The 26,762-nt window shown below is 45.2% G+C and carries 25 protein-coding genes and 1 tRNA gene; 5 read left to right on the top strand and 21 right to left on the bottom strand.

Annotation, left to right across the window (positions count from 1 at the left end; genetic code table 11):
- Positions 1–107 precede the first annotated feature (107 nt).
- The 4 genes from H7T88_RS14725 to H7T88_RS14710 all read right to left on the bottom strand — a co-directional run bounded on the left by H7T88_RS14725 (position 108) and on the right by H7T88_RS14710 (position 2,941).
- A complete protein-coding gene (locus H7T88_RS14725) occupies positions 108–782 on the bottom strand; it encodes a 5'-methylthioadenosine/adenosylhomocysteine nucleosidase (RefSeq protein WP_090923783.1) in 675 nt (224 codons plus the stop codon).
- Positions 783–957: 175 nt separating this feature from the next.
- Positions 958–1,965 (bottom strand): catabolite control protein A, encoded by a 1,008-nt coding sequence (gene ccpA / locus H7T88_RS14720; protein WP_090923671.1) that lies wholly within the window; start codon positions 1,963–1,965, stop codon positions 958–960.
- A gap of 92 nt (positions 1,966–2,057) precedes the next feature.
- Positions 2,058–2,405, bottom strand: a complete 348-nt coding sequence (ytxJ, locus tag H7T88_RS14715) for a bacillithiol system redox-active protein YtxJ (protein WP_090923672.1) — start codon at positions 2,403–2,405, stop codon at positions 2,058–2,060.
- Positions 2,406–2,527: 122 nt separating this feature from the next.
- A complete protein-coding gene (locus H7T88_RS14710) occupies positions 2,528–2,941 on the bottom strand; it encodes a hypothetical protein (RefSeq protein ID WP_154957727.1) in 414 nt (137 codons plus the stop codon).
- Between the two features lie 293 nt (positions 2,942–3,234).
- Between H7T88_RS14710 and H7T88_RS14705 the strand changes: the two genes are divergently transcribed.
- On the top strand, positions 3,235–3,768 hold the full coding sequence (locus H7T88_RS14705) for a type 1 glutamine amidotransferase domain-containing protein (protein WP_221789036.1): 534 nt from the start codon (positions 3,235–3,237) through the stop codon (positions 3,766–3,768).
- A gap of 145 nt (positions 3,769–3,913) precedes the next feature.
- Here the strand turns inward: H7T88_RS14705 and ptsP are convergent, their stop codons facing one another.
- The 4 genes from ptsP to aroA form a co-directional block, all read right to left on the bottom strand.
- Positions 3,914–5,674, bottom strand: coding sequence for a phosphoenolpyruvate--protein phosphotransferase (gene ptsP / locus H7T88_RS14700; protein WP_221789034.1), 1,761 nt, complete (start codon positions 5,672–5,674; stop codon positions 3,914–3,916).
- Positions 5,671–7,551: a glucose PTS transporter subunit IIA gene (locus H7T88_RS14695; RefSeq protein ID WP_154957729.1), complete on the bottom strand. Its 1,881-nt coding sequence runs from the start codon at positions 7,549–7,551 to the stop codon at positions 5,671–5,673. The genes ptsP and H7T88_RS14695 overlap by 4 nt, the downstream gene beginning before the upstream one ends.
- A 174-nt stretch (positions 7,552–7,725) precedes the next feature.
- Entirely contained in the window at positions 7,726–8,160 is a 435-nt protein-coding gene (locus H7T88_RS14690) for a CoA-binding protein (protein WP_090923677.1), read from the bottom strand.
- 36 nt (positions 8,161–8,196) lie between these two features.
- Complete coding sequence (gene aroA, locus H7T88_RS14685; RefSeq protein ID WP_154888272.1) at positions 8,197–9,492, bottom strand: 3-phosphoshikimate 1-carboxyvinyltransferase; 1,296 nt, start codon at positions 9,490–9,492, stop codon at positions 8,197–8,199.
- 143 nt (positions 9,493–9,635) lie between these two features.
- On the opposite strand from aroA, the gene H7T88_RS14680 reads away from it, so the two are divergent.
- Positions 9,636–9,941 (top strand): rhodanese-like domain-containing protein, encoded by a 306-nt coding sequence (locus H7T88_RS14680; RefSeq protein ID WP_221789033.1) that lies wholly within the window; start codon positions 9,636–9,638, stop codon positions 9,939–9,941.
- A gap of 141 nt (positions 9,942–10,082) precedes the next feature.
- On the opposite strand, the gene H7T88_RS14675 is transcribed toward H7T88_RS14680, so the two are convergent.
- On the bottom strand, positions 10,083–10,592 hold the full coding sequence (locus H7T88_RS14675) for a shikimate kinase (RefSeq protein WP_260510921.1): 510 nt from the start codon (positions 10,590–10,592) through the stop codon (positions 10,083–10,085).
- 266 nt (positions 10,593–10,858) lie between these two features.
- A complete protein-coding gene (gnd, locus tag H7T88_RS14670; protein WP_221789032.1) occupies positions 10,859–12,268 on the bottom strand; it encodes an NADP-dependent phosphogluconate dehydrogenase in 1,410 nt (469 codons plus the stop codon).
- Positions 12,269–12,479: 211 nt separating this feature from the next.
- Between gnd and H7T88_RS14665 the strand changes: the two genes are divergently transcribed.
- Positions 12,480–13,085, top strand: coding sequence for a suppressor of fused domain protein (locus H7T88_RS14665; RefSeq protein WP_221789031.1), 606 nt, complete (start codon positions 12,480–12,482; stop codon positions 13,083–13,085).
- Positions 13,086–13,225: 140 nt separating this feature from the next.
- On the opposite strand, the gene H7T88_RS14660 is transcribed toward H7T88_RS14665, so the two are convergent.
- Both H7T88_RS14660 and H7T88_RS14655 read right to left on the bottom strand, forming a co-directional pair.
- Positions 13,226–13,825, bottom strand: a complete 600-nt coding sequence (locus H7T88_RS14660; RefSeq protein ID WP_090923682.1) for a YkzI domain-containing protein — start codon at positions 13,823–13,825, stop codon at positions 13,226–13,228.
- Between the two features lie 422 nt (positions 13,826–14,247).
- A complete protein-coding gene (locus tag H7T88_RS14655) occupies positions 14,248–15,558 on the bottom strand; it encodes an MFS transporter (protein WP_221789030.1) in 1,311 nt (436 codons plus the stop codon).
- Positions 15,559–15,735: 177 nt separating this feature from the next.
- Between H7T88_RS14655 and H7T88_RS14650 the strand changes: the two genes are divergently transcribed.
- Entirely contained in the window at positions 15,736–17,211 is a 1,476-nt protein-coding gene (locus tag H7T88_RS14650; RefSeq protein WP_090923785.1) for an aminotransferase class I/II-fold pyridoxal phosphate-dependent enzyme, read from the top strand.
- 175 nt (positions 17,212–17,386) lie between these two features.
- Here the strand turns inward: H7T88_RS14650 and H7T88_RS14645 are convergent, their stop codons facing one another.
- The 9 genes from H7T88_RS14645 to H7T88_RS14605 form a co-directional block, all read right to left on the bottom strand.
- The gene (locus H7T88_RS14645; protein ID WP_221789029.1) at positions 17,387–17,698 is read right to left on the bottom strand and encodes a DUF1292 domain-containing protein; all 312 of its coding nucleotides are present in this window, start codon (positions 17,696–17,698) and stop codon (positions 17,387–17,389) included.
- A gap of 98 nt (positions 17,699–17,796) precedes the next feature.
- Positions 17,797–18,351 (bottom strand): stalk domain-containing protein, encoded by a 555-nt coding sequence (locus tag H7T88_RS14640; RefSeq protein ID WP_090923685.1) that lies wholly within the window; start codon positions 18,349–18,351, stop codon positions 17,797–17,799.
- A 201-nt stretch (positions 18,352–18,552) separates the two neighbouring features.
- Complete coding sequence (locus H7T88_RS14635; RefSeq protein WP_090923786.1) at positions 18,553–18,753, bottom strand: hypothetical protein; 201 nt, start codon at positions 18,751–18,753, stop codon at positions 18,553–18,555.
- 74 nt (positions 18,754–18,827) lie between these two features.
- Complete coding sequence (locus H7T88_RS14630; protein ID WP_123062398.1) at positions 18,828–19,016, bottom strand: hypothetical protein; 189 nt, start codon at positions 19,014–19,016, stop codon at positions 18,828–18,830.
- 250 nt (positions 19,017–19,266) lie between these two features.
- A complete protein-coding gene (locus H7T88_RS14625; RefSeq protein ID WP_090923686.1) occupies positions 19,267–19,686 on the bottom strand; it encodes an organic hydroperoxide resistance protein in 420 nt (139 codons plus the stop codon).
- A gap of 234 nt (positions 19,687–19,920) precedes the next feature.
- Positions 19,921–21,648, bottom strand: coding sequence for a CotH kinase family protein (locus H7T88_RS14620; RefSeq protein ID WP_221789028.1), 1,728 nt, complete (start codon positions 21,646–21,648; stop codon positions 19,921–19,923).
- 156 nt (positions 21,649–21,804) lie between these two features.
- Complete coding sequence (locus H7T88_RS14615; RefSeq protein ID WP_260510920.1) at positions 21,805–24,036, bottom strand: M1 family metallopeptidase; 2,232 nt, start codon at positions 24,034–24,036, stop codon at positions 21,805–21,807.
- Positions 24,037–24,198: 162 nt separating this feature from the next.
- Entirely contained in the window at positions 24,199–25,824 is a 1,626-nt protein-coding gene (locus H7T88_RS14610; protein ID WP_221789027.1) for a recombinase family protein, read from the bottom strand.
- A gap of 253 nt (positions 25,825–26,077) precedes the next feature.
- Positions 26,078–26,149: transfer RNA gene (locus H7T88_RS14605), tRNA-Val, on the bottom strand.
- 195 nt (positions 26,150–26,344) lie between these two features.
- On the opposite strand from H7T88_RS14605, the gene H7T88_RS14600 reads away from it, so the two are divergent.
- Entirely contained in the window at positions 26,345–26,626 is a 282-nt protein-coding gene (locus H7T88_RS14600) for a hypothetical protein (protein ID WP_154888262.1), read from the top strand.
- Positions 26,627–26,762 lie beyond the last annotated feature (136 nt).

Genomic DNA, 26,762 nt, shown 5'->3' with positions numbered 1-26,762 from the left:
TACAGATCATTCTCCATCGTAAACGGAAAATGCATCTGTGAGGCGGTTTATTGGTGTCTCATTTCGATTTATTCGTGTCTCATTGCGGGTAAGTCACGTGTTTCGAATCACATATGTTCAAGCATGTGCTCAACAATACGATGGGAACGCTGAGAAGACTGCACCGTAAACTCGGCAAAATTCACATGTGCAGAACCGTCTGCCTTGTCAGACATGCTACGTAGCACAACGAAGGGTACACGGTTCATGTGACATACTTGAGCCACCGCAGCCCCTTCCATCTCTGCACAAGCTCCGTCCATCTCTCTATAGAGCATGTTTACGGTTTCCTTGCTGGCAATAAACTGATCACCCGACAACACCTTGCCAATCCGATATTGAGCGCCCTGCGCCTTGCATGCTTCTTCAGCAAGCGAGATTAACGCAGGCTCTGCCGGGAATGCCGATGTCTCCTGGTACGGTATCACTCCACGTTCGAATCCTAGTGGCGTTACGTCCATGTCGTGCTGCACACACACTGAAGAAATAACCATGTCGCCAATGTTCAATTCGGGATGAACCGCTCCTGCCACACCTGTAAAAATCACTCGATTCACCTGAAAACGATCAATCAGAATCTGCGTAGTTACCGCCGCATTTACTTTCCCTACGCCTGACTTGCATACCACAATCTGCTTGCCAAGCCACTCACCGGCGACATACGTAATCCCTGTCTGCTTCACCGTTTCAAGTTGTTTCATGCCCTGAAGCAGAAGTTCCACTTCCTCATCCATAGCACCCATAATTCCTATCGTTTCACGCACTGTTGTATCCTCCCTGTTCCCGTTCTGTATGTGAGATCATGTCATTACCCAAGCCGTTTTAAGCACAAAAGCTCCGTTTCCGGAGCTCCTGCACAATCAATATCTATGTAGAGAGAATTGAATCTCCCTTTCGCTTACTTAATAAAATAGTCAATTAACCCGCGTGACTTACAGACAGACGAAGAATGGTTTCATGCGGCAAAATCACTCTTGGATTTTCCACATTTTCTTTCTTCATCAGTTTGGTCAGCAAACGCATCGCTACCGCGCCCAGATCATACATCGGCTGTGCAACAGTTGTTAACTGTGGACGCACCATGGAAGCCATACGAATGTTATCCACACTAATGATGGAGAAGTCATCCGGTACTTTCAATCCATCGTCTTGAATGCTGTGAATTGCACCAATCGCCATTTCATCTGTTGCAGCAAAGATCGCAGTCGGTTTTTTCTTGAGTCCAAGGAAGTATTTCATCGCTTCCACACCGGATTCATAACGATAGTTACCGATGCGTACCAGATCCTCTTGATATTCAATACCCGCTGCTTCCAGTGCCTTCTTGTACCCTTGGAAACGTGCAAACCCGTTAGCCGGATCCTGCAACGTTCCACTGATCATCGCGATCTCTTTGTGACCGTGGCGAATGAGTGTGTTGACAGCATCAAACGCAGCTGCTTCATGATCAATATCAACAGAAGGGAATGTGCCCTTCTCATCACTTGTTGCGCACAATACGATTGGAACTGCTGCAGACTGGAACGCTTGAATGTGTTCATCCGTTACCGTACCGCCCATGAAGAGCAGTCCATCCACTTGTTTCTCCAGCAGGGTGTTGATAACACGAATTTCTTTTTCTTTCTTTTTGTCCGCATTACACAGAATGATATTGTAGTGGTACATATTCGCAATATCTTCGATTCCGCGGGCAATCTCCGCAAAGGTGGAGTTCGAAATGTCCGGAATAACGACTCCAACTGTCGTTGTCTTTTTGCTCGCCAGACCACGGGCTACCGCATTCGGACGATATCCGAGTCGTTCAATTGCTTCGTATACTTTTTTCCGCGTTTGCGGTTTGACATTAGGGTTATTGTTGACTACCCGTGATACCGTTGCCATAGACACTCCAGCTTCACGTGCCACATCATAAATGGTTACCGTCACAGTACTTCGCTCCATTACCAGTAAATTTTCATTCCATTTTCATTAAGATTTATATTACGACAAATTATTGCATTAATCAATTAAAATAGGCTCTAGGACTCACTTAAAGTGTTAGCAAGCATCTTACTGGTAATCTCTGAATGGGAAGTATGCCATACTGGATTTCCCTTTTTGACCAAAATAACTTGGGGAGATTCGTGCTTAACACCCAGTCTCTCAGCTGCTTCGTTAGATACCGGACGATCTTCCACCACATAGATGATGCCATATTTCACGCTTTCATTCGGAGAGTTATGCAGATAATCATTCATCTCCTGATAAGCATGTGCGCTGATTGGACAGCGGGTACTATGCTTGAACAGAAGCAAGGGTTGATCCTCCGTCGCCTGCACAGCGGAGTTTAGCTGTTCAATACTTGTCATTTTAGTCATGTCAGCCATTCGTTATACATCCCCCTTAATCAGCAATAACGCCTTGTTGAGCGTTTTCACTCTTCGATATCTTAACAAAAAGTGAGCAAAAAATCCAATTTTCATGAAAACAAGCATTCTACACGTCAAAACTAGACGGCATTTGAGAAATGCGCCTGCCATACAAAACCCGACAACTGTGCCAGTCTGCGCTCCGTATCCTCAATCCACGCCTTGTCTTCCGCTTTGTGTGCGTAGCTCATAATATCGAGCAATAGATTGATTCGTGCCTCTACCGCCTCTTTCATTCGGTATTCCATTTCTTGATCCGTGGCCTCCGGCCAGGCCAGAAGCTGCTCGTGAAGCAGGTCAGCCAGTTCATTCTGTTCCCCAAAAGAGACATCCTGCTTCACGGGCTGTTCACCCAGTTTGCTAATACATTCTGTCAAATCCGGTTTCACCGGCTGCAACACCTCGTATGATACACAGTCTGCACACGCAAAAACAGGTACATTACGAATTTCTACCTTCTTGGCGTATACGACCGTTCTTAATTCCAATTCCATTACATGTCCACATCTGCACGACTTGCGCACAACCATCACCTCATTCGTTCTTTACTCTCTATGTATGTACCATTCGACCTATTTCCGCCTAAATCCTGCTGTAAACTAAAGGTTGCACAAATTACCACTGTCACCAGATGAAGGTTGTCGAATGAAGGCTCGGGTTGGTTTGAAATCGTTCTATCCAGATGAGAACTTGTACTTAAACATACTTAAATTAGGAAGCCAATTAGCAAATCTGGTACAATATAAGACGCGATCTGCCAAATTCATTATCGAAGGAGAGTTCATATATGAGATTATCAGGTCAAAAAGTCATCGCACTGGTTGATGAAGAATTTGAAGATCTGGAGCTGTGGTACCCGGTATACCGCGTCCGTGAAGAAGGTGCCGAAGTGCATCTGGCTGGCGAGCAAAAAGGAAAAACATACGTCGGCAAATATGGTGTTCCTGCTACCGCTGAATACAGTTTCGGTGAGCTCAGCAGTTCCGATTATGATGGAATACTGGTGCCGGGAGGATGGGCTCCAGATAAACTACGGCGCTACCCCAAAGTGCTGGAGCTTGTAAAAGAGATGCATGCAGACCACAAGCCGATCGGGCAAATCTGCCATGCAGGCTGGGTACTCATCTCTGCCAAAATTTTGAACGGAGTCACCGTAACCTCAACGCCAGGCATTCGGGACGACATGGAGAATGCAGGTGCGATATGGAAAGATGAAGCCGTTGTCGTGGATGGGCATATCATCTCCGCTCGTCGTCCACCGGATCTCCCTCCTTATGGAAAAGCTTTCTGTGATGCACTCGCTGCAAAAGCTACCAAATAAAAGCGAGCTAAAACGAAAATAAAGTAAAAACCGCCATGCAATCCTATGCATGGCGGTTTTTATATCTTTTGGAAAAAGTGGTACAAAAGTGAATATATTAATTTAAAGGTATTGCTCGTCTACTAATGCGTGCAGTCAGTTTACTTTAAGATGCGTTTGATCCGCTCTGATCGTCAGGACTGCCGCTCGCATCATTAAATATCTGCAAACGCTGTTCAATTTCACTGCTCGTTCTGAGGGTAAAACACTTGCGTGCCTCCTCCTTCGCATCAGCAGCCGTAGTATTCAAAACTCTATGCTTCACGCGCAGCAAGGATTGCGGAGACATGCTGAGATGACGAATCCCGAGTTCCAGCCATAGCGGAATGGAGCGCTCGTCCCCTGCCATCTCACCACACACACTAACGTCAATCCCAGCCGTATGTGCTGCGTCTACGGTCGCTCGTAGCATACGCAGCACAGCCGGATGATACGGATGATACATATGAGCAATCTGTTCATTCATTCGGTCTACTGCTAGCACATACTGTACCAGATCATTCGTTCCGATACTGAAGAAATCTGCTTCTTCCGCAAGCAGATCTGCAATCATCACGGCAGCAGGGACCTCAATCATGATGCCTACCTGAATATTTGCATCGTAGGCCAAGCCCCGTTCATCCAGATCAGCCATCGCTTCCCGAAGGATTTCGTTGGCTTGTTGCAACTCCTCAACCGATGAGATCATGGGATACATAATTTTCACATTGCCCGCTGCGCTTGCGCGTAGAATGGCCGTCAGCTGCGTTTTGAACAGATCCTTGCGATCCAAACTGATTCGAATGGCTCGATAGCCCAGAAACGGATTATCTTCTTCCGGTAATTCAAAATAATCGAGCTCCTTGTCGCCCCCAATGTCGAGTGTGCGAATCACAACCGACTGTCCAGCTGTTTTCTCGGCAACAAGCCGGTACACCTCATACTGTTCCTGCTCTCCAGGGAAGGTCGAACGATCCATATACAGGAATTCAGTGCGGAACAAACCTACACCTTTGGCTCCGTGTTTCAAAGCCAGATCAAGCTCCTTCACGGAGCTGATGTTGGAAGCAAGCTTCAGCACAGATCCATCCTTGGTCACCGCATCTACGGTGGCAAGCACCTGCAACTGTTCTTTTTTCTGCATCTCCTTGTTGCGAAGCATCGTGTAACGTTCAATGGTTTTGCGATCCGGGTCTGTGAATACCAACCCATTATCACCGTCAACGACAAGCATGTCCCCTGTTTCGACCGGCATGCCAAGACTCGCTTCCAATCCGGAAACGAGAGGAATCCCGAGTGCACGTGCCATAATGGCCGAGTGAGACGTTTTACCTCCAATAAGCGTAACAATACCCAAAACATAGCTTGGATTTAAATGCGCCAATTGAGACGGTGACAGCTCTTTAGCAACGAGAATGTAAGGTTGTGTATCTGAAGGTAACGTAATCTCAGGTGCACCCAGAAGATGTTTAAGCAGGCGGTTACCGACATCCTTGATATCGATCGCCCGCTCCTTCATATATTCATCTTCCAGAAGGTCAAACATGGTGACAAAGTGGTCTATCGCCTCTTTTACCGCCACCTCTGCCGCCTTATACTGACGCTCAATAATGCCGCGGATCTCATTCATGAAAACCGGATCTTCCAGAATCGCCAGATGCGCATCAAAGATGCTGGATTCCTCAGGTCCTACAACTTCTTTGAACTCATTTTTGATATATTCGATCTCATCCTTCGATGTCCGTATCCCCTCGTACAGCCGTTCGAATTCCTGGGCAAGATCCACCGAATCCATCTTCTGGTCGGGTAGATCCCATTCCCAGCTGGGCAGGACAAATGCTTTGCCGATGGCGATGCCTGCAGCTCCATTGATGCCTTGTATCTTCATTCTACCCCTCCAACGTTCCTGTCATAGAGCACCACGGACATGACGGATGCCTGACCTTTCTTCACTTGCTTGAATGGAGCAAAACTCCATGATTTTACACGATCCGGATTCGTAATGACCATTGGAGTCGTGAGTGACGCAGCTTGTTCACGTAGTACGGCTAGATCAAACTTGATCAGCAGTTGTCCAGGCTCAACCGTATCGCCTTCTTGCACAAACGCTTCAAAATGCCCTTTCAGCTGTGAGGTATCGATCCCGATATGAAGCAGAACCTCCAGTCCCTCTCGTGTAGAAATGCCTAGGGCATGCATCGTCGGATACAAATGCATGATCGTTCCAAAGACAGGCGACACCAGTTCTCCTCGCTCCGGTACAAAAGCAACACCGTCTCCAACGAGCTTGGCTGCAAAAATCTGATCTGGAACTTCCTCAATCGGGAGCATTTTCCCCTGCACAGGTGCTGCGAACAGTACCTGTTGCAAATCCCGTTCCAGCAACTTCGCAATCTCTTCCCGAATCAGTTCGGAATAGGTGCCGAATACAACCTGCACGTTACCACCGCCGAGCTTGATCAGTCCAGCAGAACCCAGATTCTTCATTGCACCCGTATCGATCAACCGATCATCGTGAACCGTCAGACGCAGGCGTGTAATACATGCCTCCACCTGCACGATGTTGCTTTTCCCGCCCAATGCTTCGAGAATCAACGGGGCTTGATAAGGGATATTTCCAACCCAATCTTCCAGCATAGACCCTTCTTCTCGCCCTGGTGTCGGAATTTTGAACGTACGAATCGCCCAGCGGAACAGAAAATAATAGACCAACCCATATAGTATGCCAATCGGAATGAGCTTCCAAGCATTCTCAGACAGATGGAAATTGAGTATGTAATCAATAACGCCAGCCGAGTATGAGAAACCATGCCTTATATCTAGCCAATAACTTAGCCACATAGCCACCCCGGACATCACTGCATGTACGATAAACAGATACGGCGCCGCGAAAAGAAAAGCAAACTCGATCTGCTCGGACACCCCTGTTAAAAAACAAACCAATGCAGAAGTCAGAAACGTTTTTCTGATTTTTGGTTTTAAATCTTCCCTGGCCTCTTGAATAATGGCAAATGCAATCGCAGGGATAGCAAACATCATAATCGGGAAAAGTCCAGCCATAAAAAATCCAGCTGACGGATCACCAGCAAAGAAACGTGGTAAATCCCCTTGCACAATATTGCCACTCGGCGTTTCATAGGTTCCTAGCTGGAACCAGAATACGTTATTCAGCAGATGATGAAGCCCAAAAGCAACCAGCACCCTGTATAACACACCATAGATGAACAATCCGAAACCGCCAAGACTGTATTCCCATGTTGCAATGGAATTCAGGCCATGTTGCAGAACCGGAGCAAGCCATAACATAAAGCAGGAAAAAAGAGCCGAACAGAGTCCGACGATAAGCAAAACAAACCTTGATCCGCCGAAAAATTGCAAGATTTCAGGCAGTTTGATACTTTTGAACCGATTATGCATTCCACCGGCTAACGCACCGAGTATAATTCCAATTAATGATGCAGGTTGCACCGTGCCATCCCCGAAATTTCGGGTAACCTGATCATAGATAACGATACCAGCCAGCGCTGCAAGTCCAGCTTGACCGGCCTGGTTGGAGAGCCCCAGCGCCACACCGACAGCGAACAAATACGGCAAAAAATAAAAAATACCGTGTCCGGCCACGGTAGACACATCACCAACAACTCTCATTCCCCAGGCGTCCCAGGGCAGACTGCCCACACTGAGCAAAATGGCAGCAGCGGGCAGGACCATTGTAGGCAGCATAACCGCTCTTCCGAGCTGCTGCAAGGATCCGAGCCAATTCATGGCGACCTCTCCTTTCTATCCTAGATGGTAAGCTTTACACAGCATTTTGTCAAAGCAAAAGCATCATGTTTAACAGGAAAAATCCCGTGTCTTAGAAAAGACGCGGGATGTTCATTACAATCCTGAATTGGATATGCGATGCCAAGAACGAATTCATGACGACAGCATGGCCTCTTAGCCGCGGCCAGCGCCGCGCAGAACGATGGAATCTTCTACCTTGATACAACGATTGGTGACTGCAGTCATGCCGTTCTCTGCCGCAATCTGGACAGCCTCATCGTTATGAATGCCGAGTTGAAGCCATAATACATTGGCCTTGATCGCAGCAGCTTCACGAGCGACTTCCGCGCAGAACTCCTCACGCCGAAAAACATTAACAATATCTACAGGCTCGGGGATATCTGCGAGTGTGGCATACACCTTCTCGCCAAGAATCTCTCCCTGTGCTTGCGGATTAACAGGGATAATGCGGTATCCTCTGCTCTGCATCGCTTCCGCGACCATATACGAGGTACGATCTGATTTGTCCGATAAGCCGACAACAGCGATGTTGCCTGCATTGCGCAAAATGTGTCCAATTTCTTCTCGAGTAGGGTTGTTAAATTCCATGTTCAAGCACCATCCTTTTCTGCTTAACGTGTTAATTTACTCTTTTACCCACTGAACCGAGGCGCCAAGCGCCTGCAAATGATCAAAATATTGCGGATATGACTTGGCTACATGGTGTGCATCCCGAATTCGGATAGGCTGCTTGGCTCGCAGACCCACGACAGTAAGCGCCATAATGACACGGTGGTCATAGTGAGCATTAATCTCTACCCCGCCCTCGACACCTTCCGGACGCCCGTGTACGATAATCTCAGCCTGACGCTCTTCGACGTTCGCTCCGGCCTTGCGGAGTTCATTTAAATAATCCGTAATTCGGTCACATTCCTTGTAACGCAGGTTCTCTACATTATAAAACCGTGACGTCCCTTCCGCAAATACTGCTGCCGCTACCATAGCCAATACGGCGTCCGTAGCCGCATCTCCGTCGAATTCAACCGCCTTCAATCGGCCATTTCCTTGAACATGAACCACATCATTCTCATGAGTGAGCGGCACTTCCATCATACGCAACACATCGACGATGGCACGTTCCCCTTGCTTGCTCTGCTCCATCAGCCTGAGAATTTTCACATCAGACTGTGTAACTGCTGCGGCAGCAAGTACGGCAGCCGAGCCAGGGTAATCCCCTTGCACAGTATACGTTGTTGGCTTGTATGCCTGTCCGCCAGGTACACGGAAGGACATGTAATCATCGCTTGCGTGGATGATGATCCCTGCTTGTTCAAGAACCTCCAGCGTCTGACCGATGACCACTTTGGATTTCAAATCATTCAGAACCTCAATTGTGCTGTCTTCAGCAAGCAACGGAGTAACAAACAGCAAGGCGCTCAAATACTGAGAGCTTACAGAACCAGACACGCGAATATGTCCGCCTTTGGCCTGACCGCCTTTAATTGTAATCGGCAGTCGTCCTTGCTGATGCTCTACCTGTACCCCCATTTGACCAAGTGCATCAATCAAATCATCATGCGGCCGTTTACCCAGTGAATCAGGGTATGTATTCACAAAAGTTACCTCAGGGCATAGTGCGGTAACCCCCATCAGGAAACGAAGTACTGCCCCGGCATTGCCTACGTTTAATTCACGTACATCACGGGGGTGGCTTCCGAAACCTTGAATGACGATTTTGCTGTCGTCTTCTTCCAGCACAGCGCCCAGATCGCGAATACATCTGCGCATCGCATCGCTGTCCTCACTATGTGCCGGAAAATGAATCGTGCTTGTTCCTTCCGCCAGCGCAGCGGCCAGCAGGTAACGGGTGGTGTAGTTTTTGGAGGACAAAGCTCCGATTTCCCCGTTCAAATTAGGGGTAGGGTTAACAATAACGTCCATGGATGATATTCTCCTTTTATTGATTGTAATAGTGAAGCTGCATAAATGGTTTTAGTGAGTCTCTGTAAGGCCAAATTGACATCCCCTGGTTCCCTTGGGTATCATTATAGGCGTTAAGTCCATATAGAAAAGAGGACCTGAATATGACACAAATCGCAGAAATTCAACCATCCGAGCTACGTCGCCGTTTACAAGCGGGGGAGAAGCTACAGATGATAGACGTCCGCGAGGACGAAGAGGTCGCGCAAGGCATGATTGCCGGTGCCAAACATATTCCACTGGGACAGATTCCAGATCGCTTGTCGGAGATTGATAAGTCCGGTGAGATCGTGATCATCTGCCGTAGCGGTTATCGCAGTGAACGAGCTTGTGAATATCTGCAACAGCTTGGATACAACGGCTGTACCAATATGGTCGGCGGTATGCTGGAGTGGCAACAAGAAGATTAAAAAGTTAGGGCCATTGTTATCGCTGGCGAACCTTTCAAAGTGTTAATTTCCAATGGAGCACACACTCTGCCTTTCCCAAAACGGGCCCACATGGCCCGTTTTTCAATCTTCCTCTCTCGTTCAACTTCGATGATAACAAGCTTAGACGCGGTAATGCGCTAAAATTAAATGAGTCACTTCGGCCGCAGACAACGCAGTAGTATCCACCGTGTAATCCGCAAAACGATATGCATCTTTGCGTTCTTCCATTATCGTGCGAATGCGTTCCTCGGCATTACCTGCAAGTAGTGGACGGTTATCACACCCGCTCACACGTTCCACAATGACCTCAGGGTCTGCGGTTAGGGCAACAACCCAGCCATTCGCTGACATCGATTCACAGTTGTCCGTACGAAGTACGACCCCGCCTCCAGTTGCAATGACCTGTCCTTCGTTTTTAAGGACCGTGCACAACACCCGGTTCTCTACGTCACGAAAGTACGCTTCTCCCTTGCCCGAAAACAATTCCGGGATGGTACAGCCTTCCTCCTGTTCAACCGCGGCATCCACATCGATTAACCGGTATCCCAGCTCATGAGAAAGCATATCAGCAACAGTTGATTTGCCCGTTCCCATCATGCCAATGAGAATAATATTTTTAGACTTGCTCAAGGTGTACACTCCTTTAATTCAAGCATTTCGTGAGCACTTTTGTCCTATCATAACACAGCCCTGCGAACGGGGGAAGGCCATGCTTGTACCAAGCTTCCTTTCGAGCCACGACCGTATATACTGTCCCTCCTCTCCCAATGATCTTCATTCATTAATGTTACTCAACAGACTTTTAGTTTCTCTTATCGTATGAAAAAAGAGGAACCTGGTGGTTGTCGGTTTAAACCGATCCTCCAAGTCCCTCTTTACATGCTATGATTCGAATACTACTCCATCCAGTTGTGATGGAAGCTTCCTTCTTTGTCGACACGTTTGAATGTGTGTGCGCCGAAGTAGTCACGTTGTGCTTGCAGCAAGTTTGCCGGCAAACGTTCTGTACGGTAGCTGTCGTAGTAAGACAACGCGCTGGAGAAGCCTGGTACCGGAATACCTTGTTTCACCGCAACGGCTACCACTTCACGCCATGCATCCTGGTAGGATTCCACGATGTTTTGGAAGTATGGATCAAGGAGCAGGTTTTTCAGGGCTGCATCTTTGTCGTATGCTTCCTTGATGTTTTGCAGGAACTGTGAACGGATAATGCAACCCCCGCGGAAGATCATCGCGATGTTGCCGTATTTCAGATCCCAGCCATATTCGTCAGATGCGGCACGCATCTGTGCGAAGCCTTGAGCGTAAGATACGATTTTACTTGCGAACAGCGCTTTGCGCACGCTCTCGATGAACGCTTTTTTGTCACCGGAGAACGCTTCTGCCTTAGGTCCGCTCAGGATTTTACTTGCAGCGATACGCTCGTCTTTCATCGCCGACAAGAAACGGGAGAATACGGATTCCGTAATCATGGACAGTGGTACGCCGAGATCAAGCGCGCTCTGGCTTGTCCATTTGCCTGTTCCTTTTTGTCCAGCGGCATCCAGAATAACATCAACCATTGGTTTGCCTGTTTCTGGATCGTATTTGGAGAAGATATCCGCTGTGATCTCGATCAGGTAGCTGTCGAGTTCGCCTTGGTTCCACTCTGTGAAAATTTGATGCAATTCCTCTACCGATACATTCAGTACCGATTTCAGCAGGTGATAGGCTTCACCAATCAATTGCATGTCACCGTATTCGATACCGTTATGCACCATTTTAACGTAGTGTCCGGCACCGTCTGGTCCGATATATGTACAACATGGGTCGTCACCGACTTTGGCCGAGATCGCCGTCAGGATCGGTTCCACCAGTTTATAAGCACTTTCTTGTCCGCCTGGCATAATGGAAGGTCCTTTCAGTGCACCTTCTTCACCGCCAGATACGCCTGTACCGATAAAGCGAATGCCTTTGTCTTCCAGTTCTTTGCTGCGGCGAACCGTGTCAGGGAAATAGGCATTTCCGCCGTCGATGATGATGTCGCCCTCATCCAAATGAGGAAGCAATTGCTCGATAGTAGCATCTGTAGCTTTACCTGCTTGTACCATGATCAGAATTTTGCGCGGGGATTCCAGGGAGGCTACGAATTCTTCAATGGAGAATGCACCTGTCAGGTTTCTACCCTCGGCTTCTTTCAGCAGGTCATGTGTCTTCTCTGGGGAACGGTTGAATACCGATACTGAAAATCCTCTGCTTTCAATATTAAAGGCCAAATTTTTACCCATGACTGCCAGGCCGATTACGCCGATTTGTTGTTTTGTCATCTGGTCCTCCATCCTTTACTCCAATTAATTTTATTGAAAAAAAATCTCAACAATACACCCATTTTAACGGTTTTATGTATGAAAGTGAACCCTCCACCCGAGCAGGATAGCGGGAAATCGCTGTAATCAGCAAAGGTGTTCATCGTATTTTCATAAAATACGTTATTATAGTAAGAGTAATGAATCACCATCAGAGTGGAGGAACTTGTGAATGAGCTATGAGCAGCTTTCAAACGAAGAACGGTTTTCACTGGATATCCGTAGAACTTTTCTTTTGGGAACGTATATGAATGAATGGGGTATGCCTGAGAGCAGAATCGTACTTTCTAAAACAGAGCGCAACGTCCATGTGGAAATCTATTATTTCCCTGCAACGTCGCAATCAGAGATCTCCCGATTTGTTACTGTAGGTTTATCTCAAGCTATCCGACCTTCGGGGGAACAAGTCTCCGCAGAGTGGATGCTTGCGCTACCTTCCGATTTAGGCGGTGTAAGTGTAGAACGTGTCAACACCTACTTGGCAGATATCATTACGCATCATATCGAAAATGCTCCAGATTCGGATATCCCGCGTGTGATGAAATCAAGTACGCTAGCACCCACAGAATGGAATGCGACTGCCTTACTTATTGACGAATTGCGGGGAGAAAAGGAAGCTCTCGAACTTATTCAAATTGGTCAGGAGACAGTCCCTCTGTTGTGGGTCATTCCGATCACCCCAGATGAGGCAGATCTAATCCTGGAACAAGGGATTGTGGAATTTGATACTCATGTAGACAGTTCGGACTATTCCATTATTGATCCTCAGCGTCCGTAGACGAGCGGAAAAGTACAAGTCCAGAGATTCAGAATCCAAAACTAACATTCCCTCTACATATCAAGGGGCCGCCCCTAGTCCGTTAATGACCTTTGGGAACAGCCCCTTTCAACAAAAACGATGCTCAAACACGCTTTGTCTCATCCTTCCAGCATCAGCAGATGCCCGGACAATCGCTGCAGTGCTTCACGGCAGGCATTGGCCTTCTCTGTATTATCGATCTGTACAGCATTATACAGGCGCTCCAGTTCATCATCGATCTCCATACGCAGCAGCATCAGCCGTTCTTCGCCTTCGCGCGAGAGGAACATTTCTTCCATCTCTTCCGCCGTAGGCGCAGGTTCTTTTTGAAAAATAACCCGTTGCTTAAATCCCGACACTTCCACCAGACGAATGACTTCACCAAACAGAATATTCTCCACCGTCATTTGCTGATCTTTGAAGCGTTTCACCACAGCATGCCCGCGTGTATCGCCAATCAGTTTCTCCAACCACTCTGCGAGCTTGGCATCCTTGATCAGATAATCTCCTGTCATTTTATAGTTCCCACTGCGTGTTTGTTGAAAACGGAGCTTTACCAGCTTACGTCCGGTGCGGACTGACAGGATAAAGAAGGATTCGTCCTCGCTCCAATATAGTGAATACCCCTCACGAATTAGGTCTTTGATTAGATTTTGGATATGCCGACGGTTGAACCGCAGCTCCAGATTGCAATATTCAACTTCATAACTCTTGTTCACGGCACTCCCTCCATCTGTACCGGATCTGCTCCGGCCTCATGTTTCAAGCGCTTGTGTTACATCGGCTTACCCTATTTTATACTTCATTTTATGTAAGGGTACTTGGTTATTTGACTATTTTTCACGGAATACGAATCTGAATTGAAGCTTTCCGCAGGTGCACAGGGGCAAGCCCCCGGAAATTCACCGTATAACGGACGCGAAAGGAAAAGGCTGTTAATTTTCTAAAGGCACAGAAAAATTCCGAATTTCTTCTGCTCCAATCGTACAAGTGTCGAAATCATGATCATTGTGTTGTGTAGCTGAGATATCTCACTTCGTTTGCACTAATTGACACCTCCCAGGCATCACGACAAAATCAAAAAAAGAAGATCCTCAACCCTGATCAGGGTCTAGGGATCTCCTAGTTTACTATCCTTCATCTATCCAGTAGGTGCGGTACGGTAAGGCTTGCGCGCCAAGACAAAGTGAACGACGAAAAGTCCTGCCATCACAATAGCGCTCGCGATAAACGGGGCCGGATGACTGATGTGATCCCACAACAACCCCGACACAATCGGACCTACAACCATACCCGAGCCTTGCAAAGTAAGGAAAAATCCCCAAATTGCCCCGCGCTCCCCTTCTGGAATCAGTGTGGCAACAAATGCATTCCAAGCCGGAAGAATCATCGCATAACTGACGCCGACAAGCATTACAATGCCAAAAACAACAGGAATGGCTGTCACTGTCGAGAAAACAAACAAACTTGCTGCCGCCATTAAAAACCCGATATTCAGGAACGGCTTCGTGCCGAACTTGTCCACCATTTTGCCAACAGGAAGCAGTGCAACGACGGTAATTCCTCCTCCTGCAATGAGCAACAGGCTGTACAGATTCGGTGAGATATTCAGATCTGTTCGTGTATACAGCGTAATGACAGGGCTAAGAAGACCAATCACAAACGACTGCATAAACAGCGCAGGATAGACCAGCGGATTAACGTTGAGTGTGCTACGCACCCGGTGTAATGTACGCTTTACGCTCTGTTGTAACCGAATAAACGGAGTAAGAAGATTCGGCTTGGCTGGATATTTCTGATTTGCAGACATTCGGTCTTCTCTAGCATCTCCTGCTCCTGTTGCTTGTTCCCCCTGAGCCACAACGCGGCCCGGAAGAATCATAGCGACCAGAATGACCAGAATCGCACATCCCATCAGAACTAGGAAGATTGTACGGTAATCATGATCGGTCCGCTCCAGTAGCCAGTTCATGCCAACAGGCCCGAGCCCCGTGCCTCCCAAAGCCGCCATTTCCAGCGCACCCATCGCTGTTCCATTTTTATTCTGCGGGCCTGACATTGCAGTTACTCCCGTCATTGCGCAGGGCCACAGGGGTGACGTGCCGATTCCGAGAATGAGACAAGCCATAGATAGTCCAACTGCACTTTTGAGAAAAAGAATCATGATCACGGCAATCAAAGTACAGATCAGAGCCGTTACCATCGTGGCGCGGAAACCGATTCGTTCTGCTGCCCAGCCTGAAGGGGCTCTGAACAGATTATCCCCCAGATATTGAAGAGCAAATGCTACGCCGATAACGCCAGCAGACAACCCCAGAATATTGTCCATATATACGGGGAGAACGGCGACCAGCAGTGCCCCCTTGATGATCTCCACTAGAAAAAGTGTCAGCCACATCGCAATAAAAAAAGGCGATCTTAAGATCTTGGCTGGTTTGATGTCGGTTTGCATTCTTTTTCCCCTTTCAAGGTTCATTTACCGTTCCTCTACACATAGTGTAACCGGGGGCATGACAAGCAAATCTCACCAATTCAAAAATTTGTCGTTCATACCGCTTGCATTCAGTGCTTATTTTGCTATACTCATCTTTGTTTACCATTTTACTTAGGAAGGGTTGTGACAGCACTGATGAATCACCACCGTACGCCGCTGTTTACCGCTTTGAAAGATCACGCGGCACTCAATCCCGTACAGTTTCATATTCCGGGACATAAAAAAGGATTGGGAGCGGATACCGAATTCCGTGAATTTATAGGCGATAACGCCTTCTCCATAGATTTAATCAATATCGCACCACTCGATGACCTGCATCAACCCACAGCTGTCATTCGGGAAGCACAGATGCTTGCCGCAGATGCCTTTGGAGCCGATTATACCTATTTTAGTGTACAGGGTACAAGCAGTGCGATTATGACGATGATTCTATCGGTATGCGGACCTGGGGACAAAATTATCGTACCCCGCAACGTACACAAATCTGTCCTGTCTGCCATTATTTTCTCAGGAGCCAAACCTGTATTTGTTTCTCCTGCACAGGATGTTAACCTTGGCATCGATCACGGTGTAACCATCCAATCGATCCGTCGTGCCCTTGAGCGCCATCCGGATGCCAAAGCTTTATTGGTCATTAACCCGACCTATTACGGTGTATGTACAGACCTGAAGTCCATCGTAGAGCTGGCTCACAGCTATCAAGTGCCTGTTCTGGTGGACGAAGCACACGGGGTACTCATTCATTTCCATGAGGATCTGCCGCTGTCTGCAATGGCCGCTGGAGCCGATATGGCTGCTACAAGTGTGCACAAGCTTGGTGGTTCGATGACACAGAGCTCTGTGCTGAATCTGAATACCAAGAACGGGTATGTCAACCCACAACGTGTACAGACCATTCTCAGCCTGCTGACATCCACATCCACGTCATACGTATTGCTTGCATCGCTGGACACCTCCAGACGCAACCTGGCGCTCCATGGTCATGAGATTGCGCAAAAGGCGATTGATCTTGCTGAGTTTGCAAGGCGTACAATCAATGACATTGATGGCTTATACTGTTTCGGAAAAGAACTGTTAGGCACAGAAGCCACTTTCAATTATGACCCAACGAAAGTCACGATTCATGTGCGCCATCTCGGCATTACAGGCTACGAAACCGAGAACTGGCTGCGTGAGCATTATAATATCGAAGTAGAGCTTAGCGACATGTACAATATTCTGTGCCTTATCACGCCAGGTGATACAGATGACAGCGTGAATATCTTGCTTAATGCGCTACAGGATTTGTCCCGTACTTATTATCAGGTCAATCCGGCGCATGAACTGGTTGTCAAAGTGCCAGACATCCCTCAGCTGATGCTGACCCCGCGTGATGCTTTTTACGGAGATACTGAGGTCATTCCTTTTAAGGAATCCGCTGGACGCATTATCTCGGAGTTCATTTATGTGTACCCGCCAGGTATTCCGATCCTGCTTCCGGGCGAGGTCATTACGCAAGAAAACATCGATTATATCATTGATCATGTTGAGGTTGGACTGCCCGTTAAAGGACCCGAAGACCGTAGCGTTACGAACGTCAAAGTCATCGTGGAAGCTGACGCCATTTTCTAGAATGGCATTCAGGTCTGAGACAGCTTGAACAGAAAAGGACTGGGTCTACCACCTGGTCCTTTTTGATTTTCATTTTTGGTGACTCTCCGTCTCCGCACCAGCCTGACAATCCAAAGCAACAACAAAAGACCCCCTGAAATTCAAGGAGCCTTCATGTTATATTCCAAAAGATTGACTATTCTTGGGAAGCAACCAGTTCGTTGTATGCCGCTTCAACACGGTTCCACTCTGCTTCATCTTCAATATTGTACAGCACCATTTCCTCGTCTTCTTCTTCCATACGCAGGATGATGCCGTCAGCTTCAGGATTGTTGCGTTCCAGCAGAAGTGCATAAACGTGATCTTGCACGTCAAATGTTTCTACCAGAACCATTTCCACGTCTTGTCCGTTCTCATCAGTCAATGTGAGAAGGATCTCTTCGTGTTCATGATCGTGGTCGTGACCGCAACCGCAATTATCTCCATGCTCGTGTTTGTGATCGCTCATTGTAATACCTCGCTTCATTAATAGAAAATGTGTAACCTTGCATATCGTAACATGTTCACAGAGCTAGGTCAATTTAGAAGGATAGCGTCTATTCGCCTTTAATCATTCAAGGCTGTAATGATTTTTTCGGCGACCAGAACATAGTTGCTATTTGCATTTTCTTTAATATGAAAACCGACTTGATATTTGCCAGCACGACTAAAATCATAAGTGAAATCATACGTTCGGAACCAGAAATTGTCCTTCTGCGTAGCGAGATCTTGTGCCTGAATATCCTTAACCTGACCGCTCGGGTCCGTTATTGTAACTTTCACGGCAGCCACATCGGTTGTGAGACTATCCACCTGTGAGAACACATTAAATTTTAATTTGCCCACATTGACGTTCCCAAACACAGTGTCTCCCTTGAACAGAAAAATATGTACGTTCGGCTTGATCACCGTTACTCGCTTGTTACTATTGTCCCACCGAGTAATGCCTCCAGCCTCTCTAACAGGTACATAAGTCGTCCCATCAATCAAATAACCACCGTCAGACGCTTCCTTGCCGTTAATGAGCACACGAATCTTCTCGTTCACAGAGTCCGCAAATAATAAAGACCCGCCCAGCAAGGAGAATACCATGACACACAGCAGCACTCTTTTCCATTTCATCCCGTCAATATACCCTCCCTTGCTGTTAGCTTGTTTGTAGATTTATACTGCGAACGGCTCCACAAAGTTGCGCTGTTTTTCATCATTTTTCATTTTTTATCCAAAATATTTACCACGCTCTGGTAAACACAAAAAAAGGCTATCCTTTTTTTAGGATAACCTATGGCGTCGCATATTATATCTACGTCATTAGACGAAGTATCATGAAGATACGTGGCGAGTGAGGATACAGGGAACCCCTTTGCCAACCGCCCCGCCTTCTCTCATACGTGCAGCATATTCCGTCCCGCGCAAGCAAGGTGTCTTGCAGCGTTCACATACATCGGATGTGACCAGCTTCATGGATACACGCATCTTGTCACTTTTTAACGCGGGAGCTTTCTTTCCTTTTGCCTTTGCCATCACGGATTCCCCATTTCCCATAATGCTGAATGAATAGTGCATCATATGGGGAAACGCCCAATTGTGTGCCTTCCTTAGAAAACGTATTTAAATACTAAAAAGATAACGAACAAAATACCACCGAGAATCAGCCAATTGCTGATCTCCCACCAAATACTTCTTCCTCCACCAGAGATGAGTTGCTGTGATTTCTCCTCATGACGCTGCTGATGTGTGTGTGATTCGGATAAGTCTGGCGGCTTGTTAAAATCTCTAAAATCCATATCATGTACCTCTCTTTCGGTGATCTCAATTCATTTACAGGATTTGAATTAGTTCGATAAGTTTGCACTTTTATGAATATTTACGGCGATATTCATCCAAAGTTTCAACATTATTACATTTATTGAATTATAGAGCGAGGCTTTAATTCAACGTGAAGCAAGTTTAAGGCAAAAAAACCTCCGAGTCTTCGGAGGTTTTTGTCTATTGCATTTATTTTATTCTAAAGGAAACGTTACGAAACTTGTCTGCTTACGCCTGCTCTACTTTAACGTTAACATTACCTTTGATCGCTTTGGAATAAGGGCAATATTCATGAGCAAGTTTCACAAATTTTTGAGCCGTTTCTTCATCCAGACCGAGAATTTTTACTTCAAGCTCCACATCCAGCTTTACACCACCATCTGCCGGGTCCGCTACCAAGGCAACGGTTGCAGATACTGTGCTGCGTTCAATCGTTACATTGTGCTTTTTCAATTGAAATTCCAACGCAGAGTTAAAACATGCACTGTATCCTGCTGCGAACAATTGCTCCGGGTTAGTCGCTGTTGTGACTTGACCTCCAAGTTCAGGGGGTGTAGCTACATCCATCATAAATACGTTATCCGGGGATTGTACGATCCCTTGGCGTCCACCTGTATTAATAACTGTCGTTTCATATAGAGTTTTCATATTAAAATTCTCCTCTTCCGATTTAAGTTTTTGTTATATGTTTTGAACATGTTTTCTTTTAACTTGTTTACAAATTGATTGTACACAATTTAATTTGCTTTGTAAATAGTTTTTTAAATAAAAAAAGAGCGACCTTGTAAGGTAGCTCTCTATATTGTTTTAAGGCAAAACCAAAGCACAAACATTCGTGTAATCTCAAATACCTAGCAATGGAAAACGGAATGACATCTGAGTTTATTGGGATGTATCCGATTTTGATGTTTCAGATTGCTCCGTTTTTTCACTCTGTTGATTTTGATTTCCGGAATTACGATTGAACCCTGGGCCTCCGAATCCACCCCTCATGCCGTTTCCTTTGAGACCATCTCCCAATTTGTTTAGGTCAACGGAAGATGCATCAATCCGTTTATCCGCACTCGCTTTTTGCCCTTCCGTAGTGGAAGGAATCGTTCCATCAAGCTGTCCTTGAACGCTCTCGGCACGCAGTGTTCCTAATTTAGTCAATTCAGCAACAGCTTCTTTATACTTGTCATATGTCACGAACGCAGTCGCATCATTTTTTACGTAATCCGTAATCAGATTGTTTAACGTCTCTACCGTTTGCTCAAATTTTCCGTTGGCAAAATAACCGTCCACGATTTGTTGCAAGTATTCATGATACTTCGCTTTGTACTCAGGAACCTCCAGCAACTTGCTTAGAATCGGCCGTTCTTCCATCGTTACGCCCGATAACGGTGTATCAATGGCAAGATTGACCACATCGGATGCGGAACCTGCCTGGAATCCACCAAAAGCCATATTGTAGTCCCAAGGCAACATACTGATCTTGCCGTTATTCTCATATAAATAATAGTTATGCCCCATATTGGATGTGTAACTATCCATGTTAACCACCACATTATGAGCTGCAAAATATTTGAGCACAGCATCCACATCTACATATTTCTCAAGATCGGTGCCCGCATTCAAGTTTTTGAGTGCTTCAATCACACGTTGTTCATCTTCTTCCGTCGTTTTGGTCCTTGCATTATCAAAAATGCCAGAATAACTGGACACTTTATCATCCGTATACACTAAGGATACGCCGTTCGTGCCACCATTCATTCCACCGCCTCTGCCGAACCCCCGACCACCCTCTTCGCGAGTGTTGGCAGTCTGAGATTTGGCATCGCCTGTTCCTCCACCTTGATCGCTTGGTGGCTCCATGCCTTCAGGAGGCTGACGGTCTCCCATCCCTCCAGCATCCCCTTCTGTTGGCGGGTTACCCATTCCCATTGGGTTTCCCATTCCGCCCGCTCCCATATTACCATCGTTATTGGGTTTGTAGATCTCTCCTTCACCATTCTTCGCACGTGCCAGATATCCGCTGTCTATGTCTTCAACAGCCAAATATAAGCCCCACGCCTTTCCGTTTACGTTAATGTTGGCAAAAGAAAACAGCGGTGCATCAACTCCGATATAACTCATGATGTCATAGCTGAGATACTCTTTCATATAACTGGCGTCGGAAATCATATTATTCACGACCATTTTATCAAGACCATTCCAGGTCTGACCTTTGACGTATTTGTCAAACTTGATTTTGAAACTATACCGATCGGTTGAATCGTCCTGTGCCACTTGCCTCAAACTGGAGTTTCCTTTGGCTCGTATACCTACATTTTCTATGGTTGTTCCATTGATCGTTACATTGGCCTTGATATAGTTTTCCTCTGTTGCCGTGTTCAGCATTTCCTGCCAGGCATCCTCATCTACATCAATGGAGAAAGACATCACTTCCGTTTTATTAAAGTTTTGTGCGTAATCCACCGTTTTTGTCTGATCTTGTGTGGATTGGTTCTCTGTAGTTGTAGTCGTAGTCGTTGTTGTTTGCAGAGCTCCACTCTCATTGCTACAAGCCGCTAATAACATCGAAGCAATCACTGTAGTTGTCATAAGATTTCGCCATTTGTTATTTATCATATCATTTCCCACCTTTAGTTCTCTTTTATATTCCTGCTACAGAGAAGTTTAAAAGAGAAACCTTAAATGGAACTGAACAAGCAAAAAGAGCCACCTTCTAGGCGACTCTCTATAAACATTTCTTTTTATGCTTCTACTTTATGGTGGCTAAATGCATCATTCGACTTTTTTGCTGTCTTTCAATTTACCGTTGCCATCCAGCTCATAGGATTGGTAAATGTCATTAGAGAGCGTTAGAGATTCCAGAATCTTCTCCATAAAGGACGCTGATGCCTTGGTACTGAGATGGTCGCCATTCCAATAGTAATGAATCATAAGACGATTTTGATTGTATGGATGTTTAATAACATATGCTCCGGAGTGTCCAGATGCGTTCATGGCCTCTTTCCAGTCCAAACCGATACCCTTTGCCCGAACATTAATGTTGTTTTTCAAAGCTTGAACCATACCATTCGACTTTGCATCACCAACAAGAATGAGGTTACTGCTGCCAATCTCACGTTTCAGCTTCTGCTTCAACTGTTTTCGATCCCGAACTACATCGTACTTCATGCCAAATACATCAAAAATCTGAGTTAACTTGCTGGTCGCTTGTTCCTGTTGTTTTGCTGCTTCTTTGCTCACCTGATCTCCAAGTACAATGGTTAATGGCTCCCCTCGAAAGGACTTTTCCATTAAACGAATCATCACTTCGTAAGGCAGATTTGGAATGTTATTCACCACTGCTTCATACTGCGGCTGATAGGCATCATGCATATATGCTGCAAGTTCCTTCTCCGACATTTGATATTCCTGCTTAAGCTCAAATCCTGGCTCCATTAAAGCTTTTTCCATGTCCTGACGCTGTTCTTTACCAAGAACATCCTCAATAGTACCAAGTAATCCATCTATTGTAGCGTTTTGATAAACAAAGCGATTAAAATACTCCTTCATGAACGCATCAAATTTTTGTTCACCAACAGAGCGATATAATTGATAAATGGCCTGACGTCCCTTTTGGTAAAATACATAATTAGCCATGTCTCCTACTTGTTCATTCGTAGAAGCAATGGGTAGATCAATAGGTGACGGATCGAGCTGAATCGATCTGAACCCTCCCAGCTTATTGCCCTGCTTTTCTAAAAAATACACCGTGGAGAACTCGGCAAAACCTTCATCCAAAAAGGATTCCGTTTCTGAATTGTTCCCGATTAAAGCATGGAACCACTGATGTGCAATCTCATGTATAAACGTGGTATCCTCTTCAGGTGATAACCCCGCAGGACGCTGCGGCATCTGTATTAATCTTGAATACTCCACGCCAAAGCCATCCACATAAGTCTCGATGACACGAAATTCGGGATATGGATATTTACCATATTTCTCACTGTAGAACGCTATGACTTTAAATGCATAATCAATGTATTTGTCCACCGCAGCTTTTTTGGCAGGATCATCACCCGAATAAAAATATTCCACGGTTAGACCATTACGCGTCTCACGTTCTACCTTTAAGTTGGCGCCAGCAAAAAAAGCAAATTCTCTGGTGTTCGCTGCGCGCGCTGTAACCACTTTCCGTCCTTGTTCAGCACTGTTTTTGGAAGTGATATCTCCCGGCATGACCACCTGATATGACTCAGGCACATTGAACTCAACATCGAAATCGGATGAGGTATAGTAATCACTCTCGAATGAAGTGCTGTACGGTGTCTTATTCCATTGATGTGTAGTCTCGTCATACACAGACATCACAGGAAACCAATGTGCTCCGTTGACCTGATCCTTGTAATACGATATTCGTTGCATACCATAAGGAATGTCGATCCGATAATCCACTTGAAAAGTAATTGACTGACCCGGTTGTAGAGGTGCCTTCAATTGTACATGTAATGCCTGATCTTTCTTATCAAAAAGAAGCTTCTCTCCTTGCTGCGTCACTTCCACAATATCCATCCCGCCCAAAAAATCTGACGCTTTCTTCTCCGGGTGTTCTTTGGCTATTTGCTCATTCTGGTCTGTATACATAATTGTTTGTGTTGCTTTGGATCGATTCGAATCTGCATAGGTATGCATGACCAACTCTTGAAGGGTATCTTTGCTCGTATTCAGGTAGGTCACCGTCTGGCTACCCTGTATTGTCATGTCTTTTTCGTCCAGACGTGCTGTGATCTGGTACTGAATCGGGGATTGATCTTGAGACATGGCTTGTTGTGAGTGCATGCGAAAAGCTTGTTGCATCTGGAACGCTTTCTGCGTTGTCTCAGAACTCGCAGCCAAGCTCTCCCCCTTCGAAGAGGTGGCATACGTAGTGTGGATAAATGAGGATGTTGTGAGCGCCAGTACCATTGTGCTTAATATGGCCTTTTTCATCACGTTTTTGTTAGTAGATTGGGTTTTGGAAGCGTGCATTTTCTCTCTCCTCTGTTCTATGTTGTTTGCTTACTACAACAATAAGAGATCAACCTTACATTGAATTTAGGTTTGGTTTAAATTTTGTTTAAAAATAAAAAAAGAAGTCCTGCTATGCAAGACTTCTCGCTATAATCAGTAGTGTACTCCCCCTCACCTGTGTCAACTCCCTGAATATTTACTTTCACTCGATAAATGTCCCAAAAACTCTTTAAGTCTAACCTTGATCTCTACTGAAATTTTCTCTTTGCTGACGTAAACAACATCAATCATCGTACTTAACATCATTTTCTTCTTTTCCGTTGACGCTTCATCAAAAACATCTTGCCAAACCGGAATATACTCCATTAATGTTTCCAGTTCAGACAATTCAATCTTTTTAGAGGATAGTATTCTTTCAGTTTCATTCATTTCTTTGGTAGTTTGAGTAATCTCCAATTCCTTCTTCTCGATAAGATCATTAAGCATCTTTGGTTTGAAGGCGCTTTTGCCCATAATTGATTTTGGGACTTCGGCGTTAAGAACGGATAGCTCATTATAATGTTCTTCAAGTATAGACTGCAGCTTCTTAATTTTTTTCTCTTCCTCATTTGATATTTTGTTTTTGATTAAATCCATTTCCGAACTAAAATCTATTGTTTCGAGTTGATTTAAGTAACTATTTACTTGCTTCATTACTTGTCTCTCAACCATCTTAGAAGAGAAAGTAGCTTGACCACTACAATCGGTTTTGCCTTGTAATTTTCCGGTGCACCGATAACTTTTATTTTGATTGTATCTAAGTATTTCTCCATTAGCAGCCTTATATTTATTCACAAATGTTGTTGAAGTTAGCCTTGAGTTACAACACCCGCATCTCGCTATTCCAGTTAGAAGTAAACTTCCTTTTGTGCTCATCGGCACAGAACTATCATTATTTTGCTTACTTTTGGGATTCTTTTTTTCTCTAATATCTTGAGCTGAATTCCACTCTTCTTCGGATATTATCATTAATTCAGGAATAGGTTCAGAGTATACGGCGTCTCCCGATCCTTTCCTATATCTCATTATTCCTTTATAGATAGGGTTTTTAAGTATGACATTCACAGTAGCCGCACCCCAATGTTTAGCCTTTCTTGTGGGAATATTCTCTTCGTTCAACAATTTAGCTATCCTTAGTTGTCCGTATCCTTCGTCAAGAACCAGTCGGAACATCCTTTGCACAACCAAAGACTCTTCTTCGTGTATTACTAATTTAAGCAACACCTTGCCCTTTTTATTAAATTTGCCGGAATCAACACTTCTATACCCATATGGTATACCGCCACCTCTAAATATGCCATCTTCCACCATTTGCATATGCTTTTCGTTCACGCGATTAGAAGTTCTTTTACTTTCTCCGCTCGACTGCCAGAATCTAAGATAGTTAGTCACCCTATCTGTATTTACTTCAATTTTTTGTTGCCCTTCTATTACAGACCACATTTCAATTCCTCTGTTTACAAACCACTCAAGTACAAATGGTGTCTCATCATCTTTTCTACCTAATCTATCAAACATGAATACTAGCAGTACATCGAATAATCCATTTTCAGCGTCATCTTTAGCCTGTTTAATTACATCTCGGTTGGAAGCAGATACTTTGAAACCTGAGACTCCTCTTTCAGAATATTCTTTTACTAACTTCCACCCCTCCTGCTTTTCAATCATTCTTCTACAAGCTCGCTGCTGCATTGGTATATCATTTCCATCCAACTGTCCTTTTGTAGATACGCGATATAGGGTTGCAACCCGTTTAATTTGCTTCAATTGATTCACCACCATATCTTTTTTCTGTTGTATATTCAGAACTCTCTATAACTGCTTTTACAATTAACTAGTACTTCGATTATAGCATTAAACCAATAAAATATATTAAAGACCACCCCATATTTTTGTAGGTAGTCTTCTGGTTCGTACCATATTCAGTTATCTTTCTAGATAGTAGTTTTTCATTTCAATTAAGATAAAGCAAAAAACAGCCGTTTATGGGCTGTCTCGGCTGTAAATATTGTTTTATGTATAGGACGAGTGGGGATCGAACCCACGACCCTTACCCTGTCAAGATAATGCTCTCCCGCTGAGCTATCGCCCTTCATTAAATAGATTATATACAGTTACAATTTTTGATTCAATTTGACGCCTCAATATAAATCAAAATCCAATGAAGTAACAGTATCATACCAAGTAAACGTGTTCATTGTCAATCATTAAATTGGTTTTAAATCATCCATATTGGAGCACAATAATGGAAAGCTTACAATATTCTGCAATAGGAGAATGTATAGTGATGATGAATAAAAATACTGACCAATCGCTTAATCCACACCATAACAATAAACAACTGAATAAATACTGGAAGCTCACTGCTACTCATGTTGCTGTTTTGCTCATTCTCGCCTGTACCTTGACTGGTTGCAGGCTGGAACGGGACGAGCATACGGTACAATTTCAGCAATTGCACCAACCGAATCAACAAAATGAATCGCTGCCTGTCTGGATGGACGTCTACTCCAAATCCGTAAATCAAGAGGTATACTCCCCTCAGGGAAACAGTGAGTTTTTGCCTTAAATAGCAGAATGAGATCTAGAGCCTTTATCAGAAGTACATACTCACTCTTCTTCATCCCATTTGCGTGAGTATGCCTTCTTGGTCACATAATATAACAAAGCGATCATTCCCGCCGACATAAGCAATGTAATGGTCA

Origin of the sequence: Paenibacillus cucumis (ex Kampfer et al. 2016) (genome assembly GCF_019748695.1) — a bacterium.
Classification (GTDB): domain Bacteria; phylum Bacillota; class Bacilli; order Paenibacillales; family Paenibacillaceae; genus Paenibacillus; species Paenibacillus polysaccharolyticus.
The sequence above is the reverse complement of the archived record's forward strand: the minus strand, read 5'-3'. Positions and strand labels throughout refer to the sequence as shown.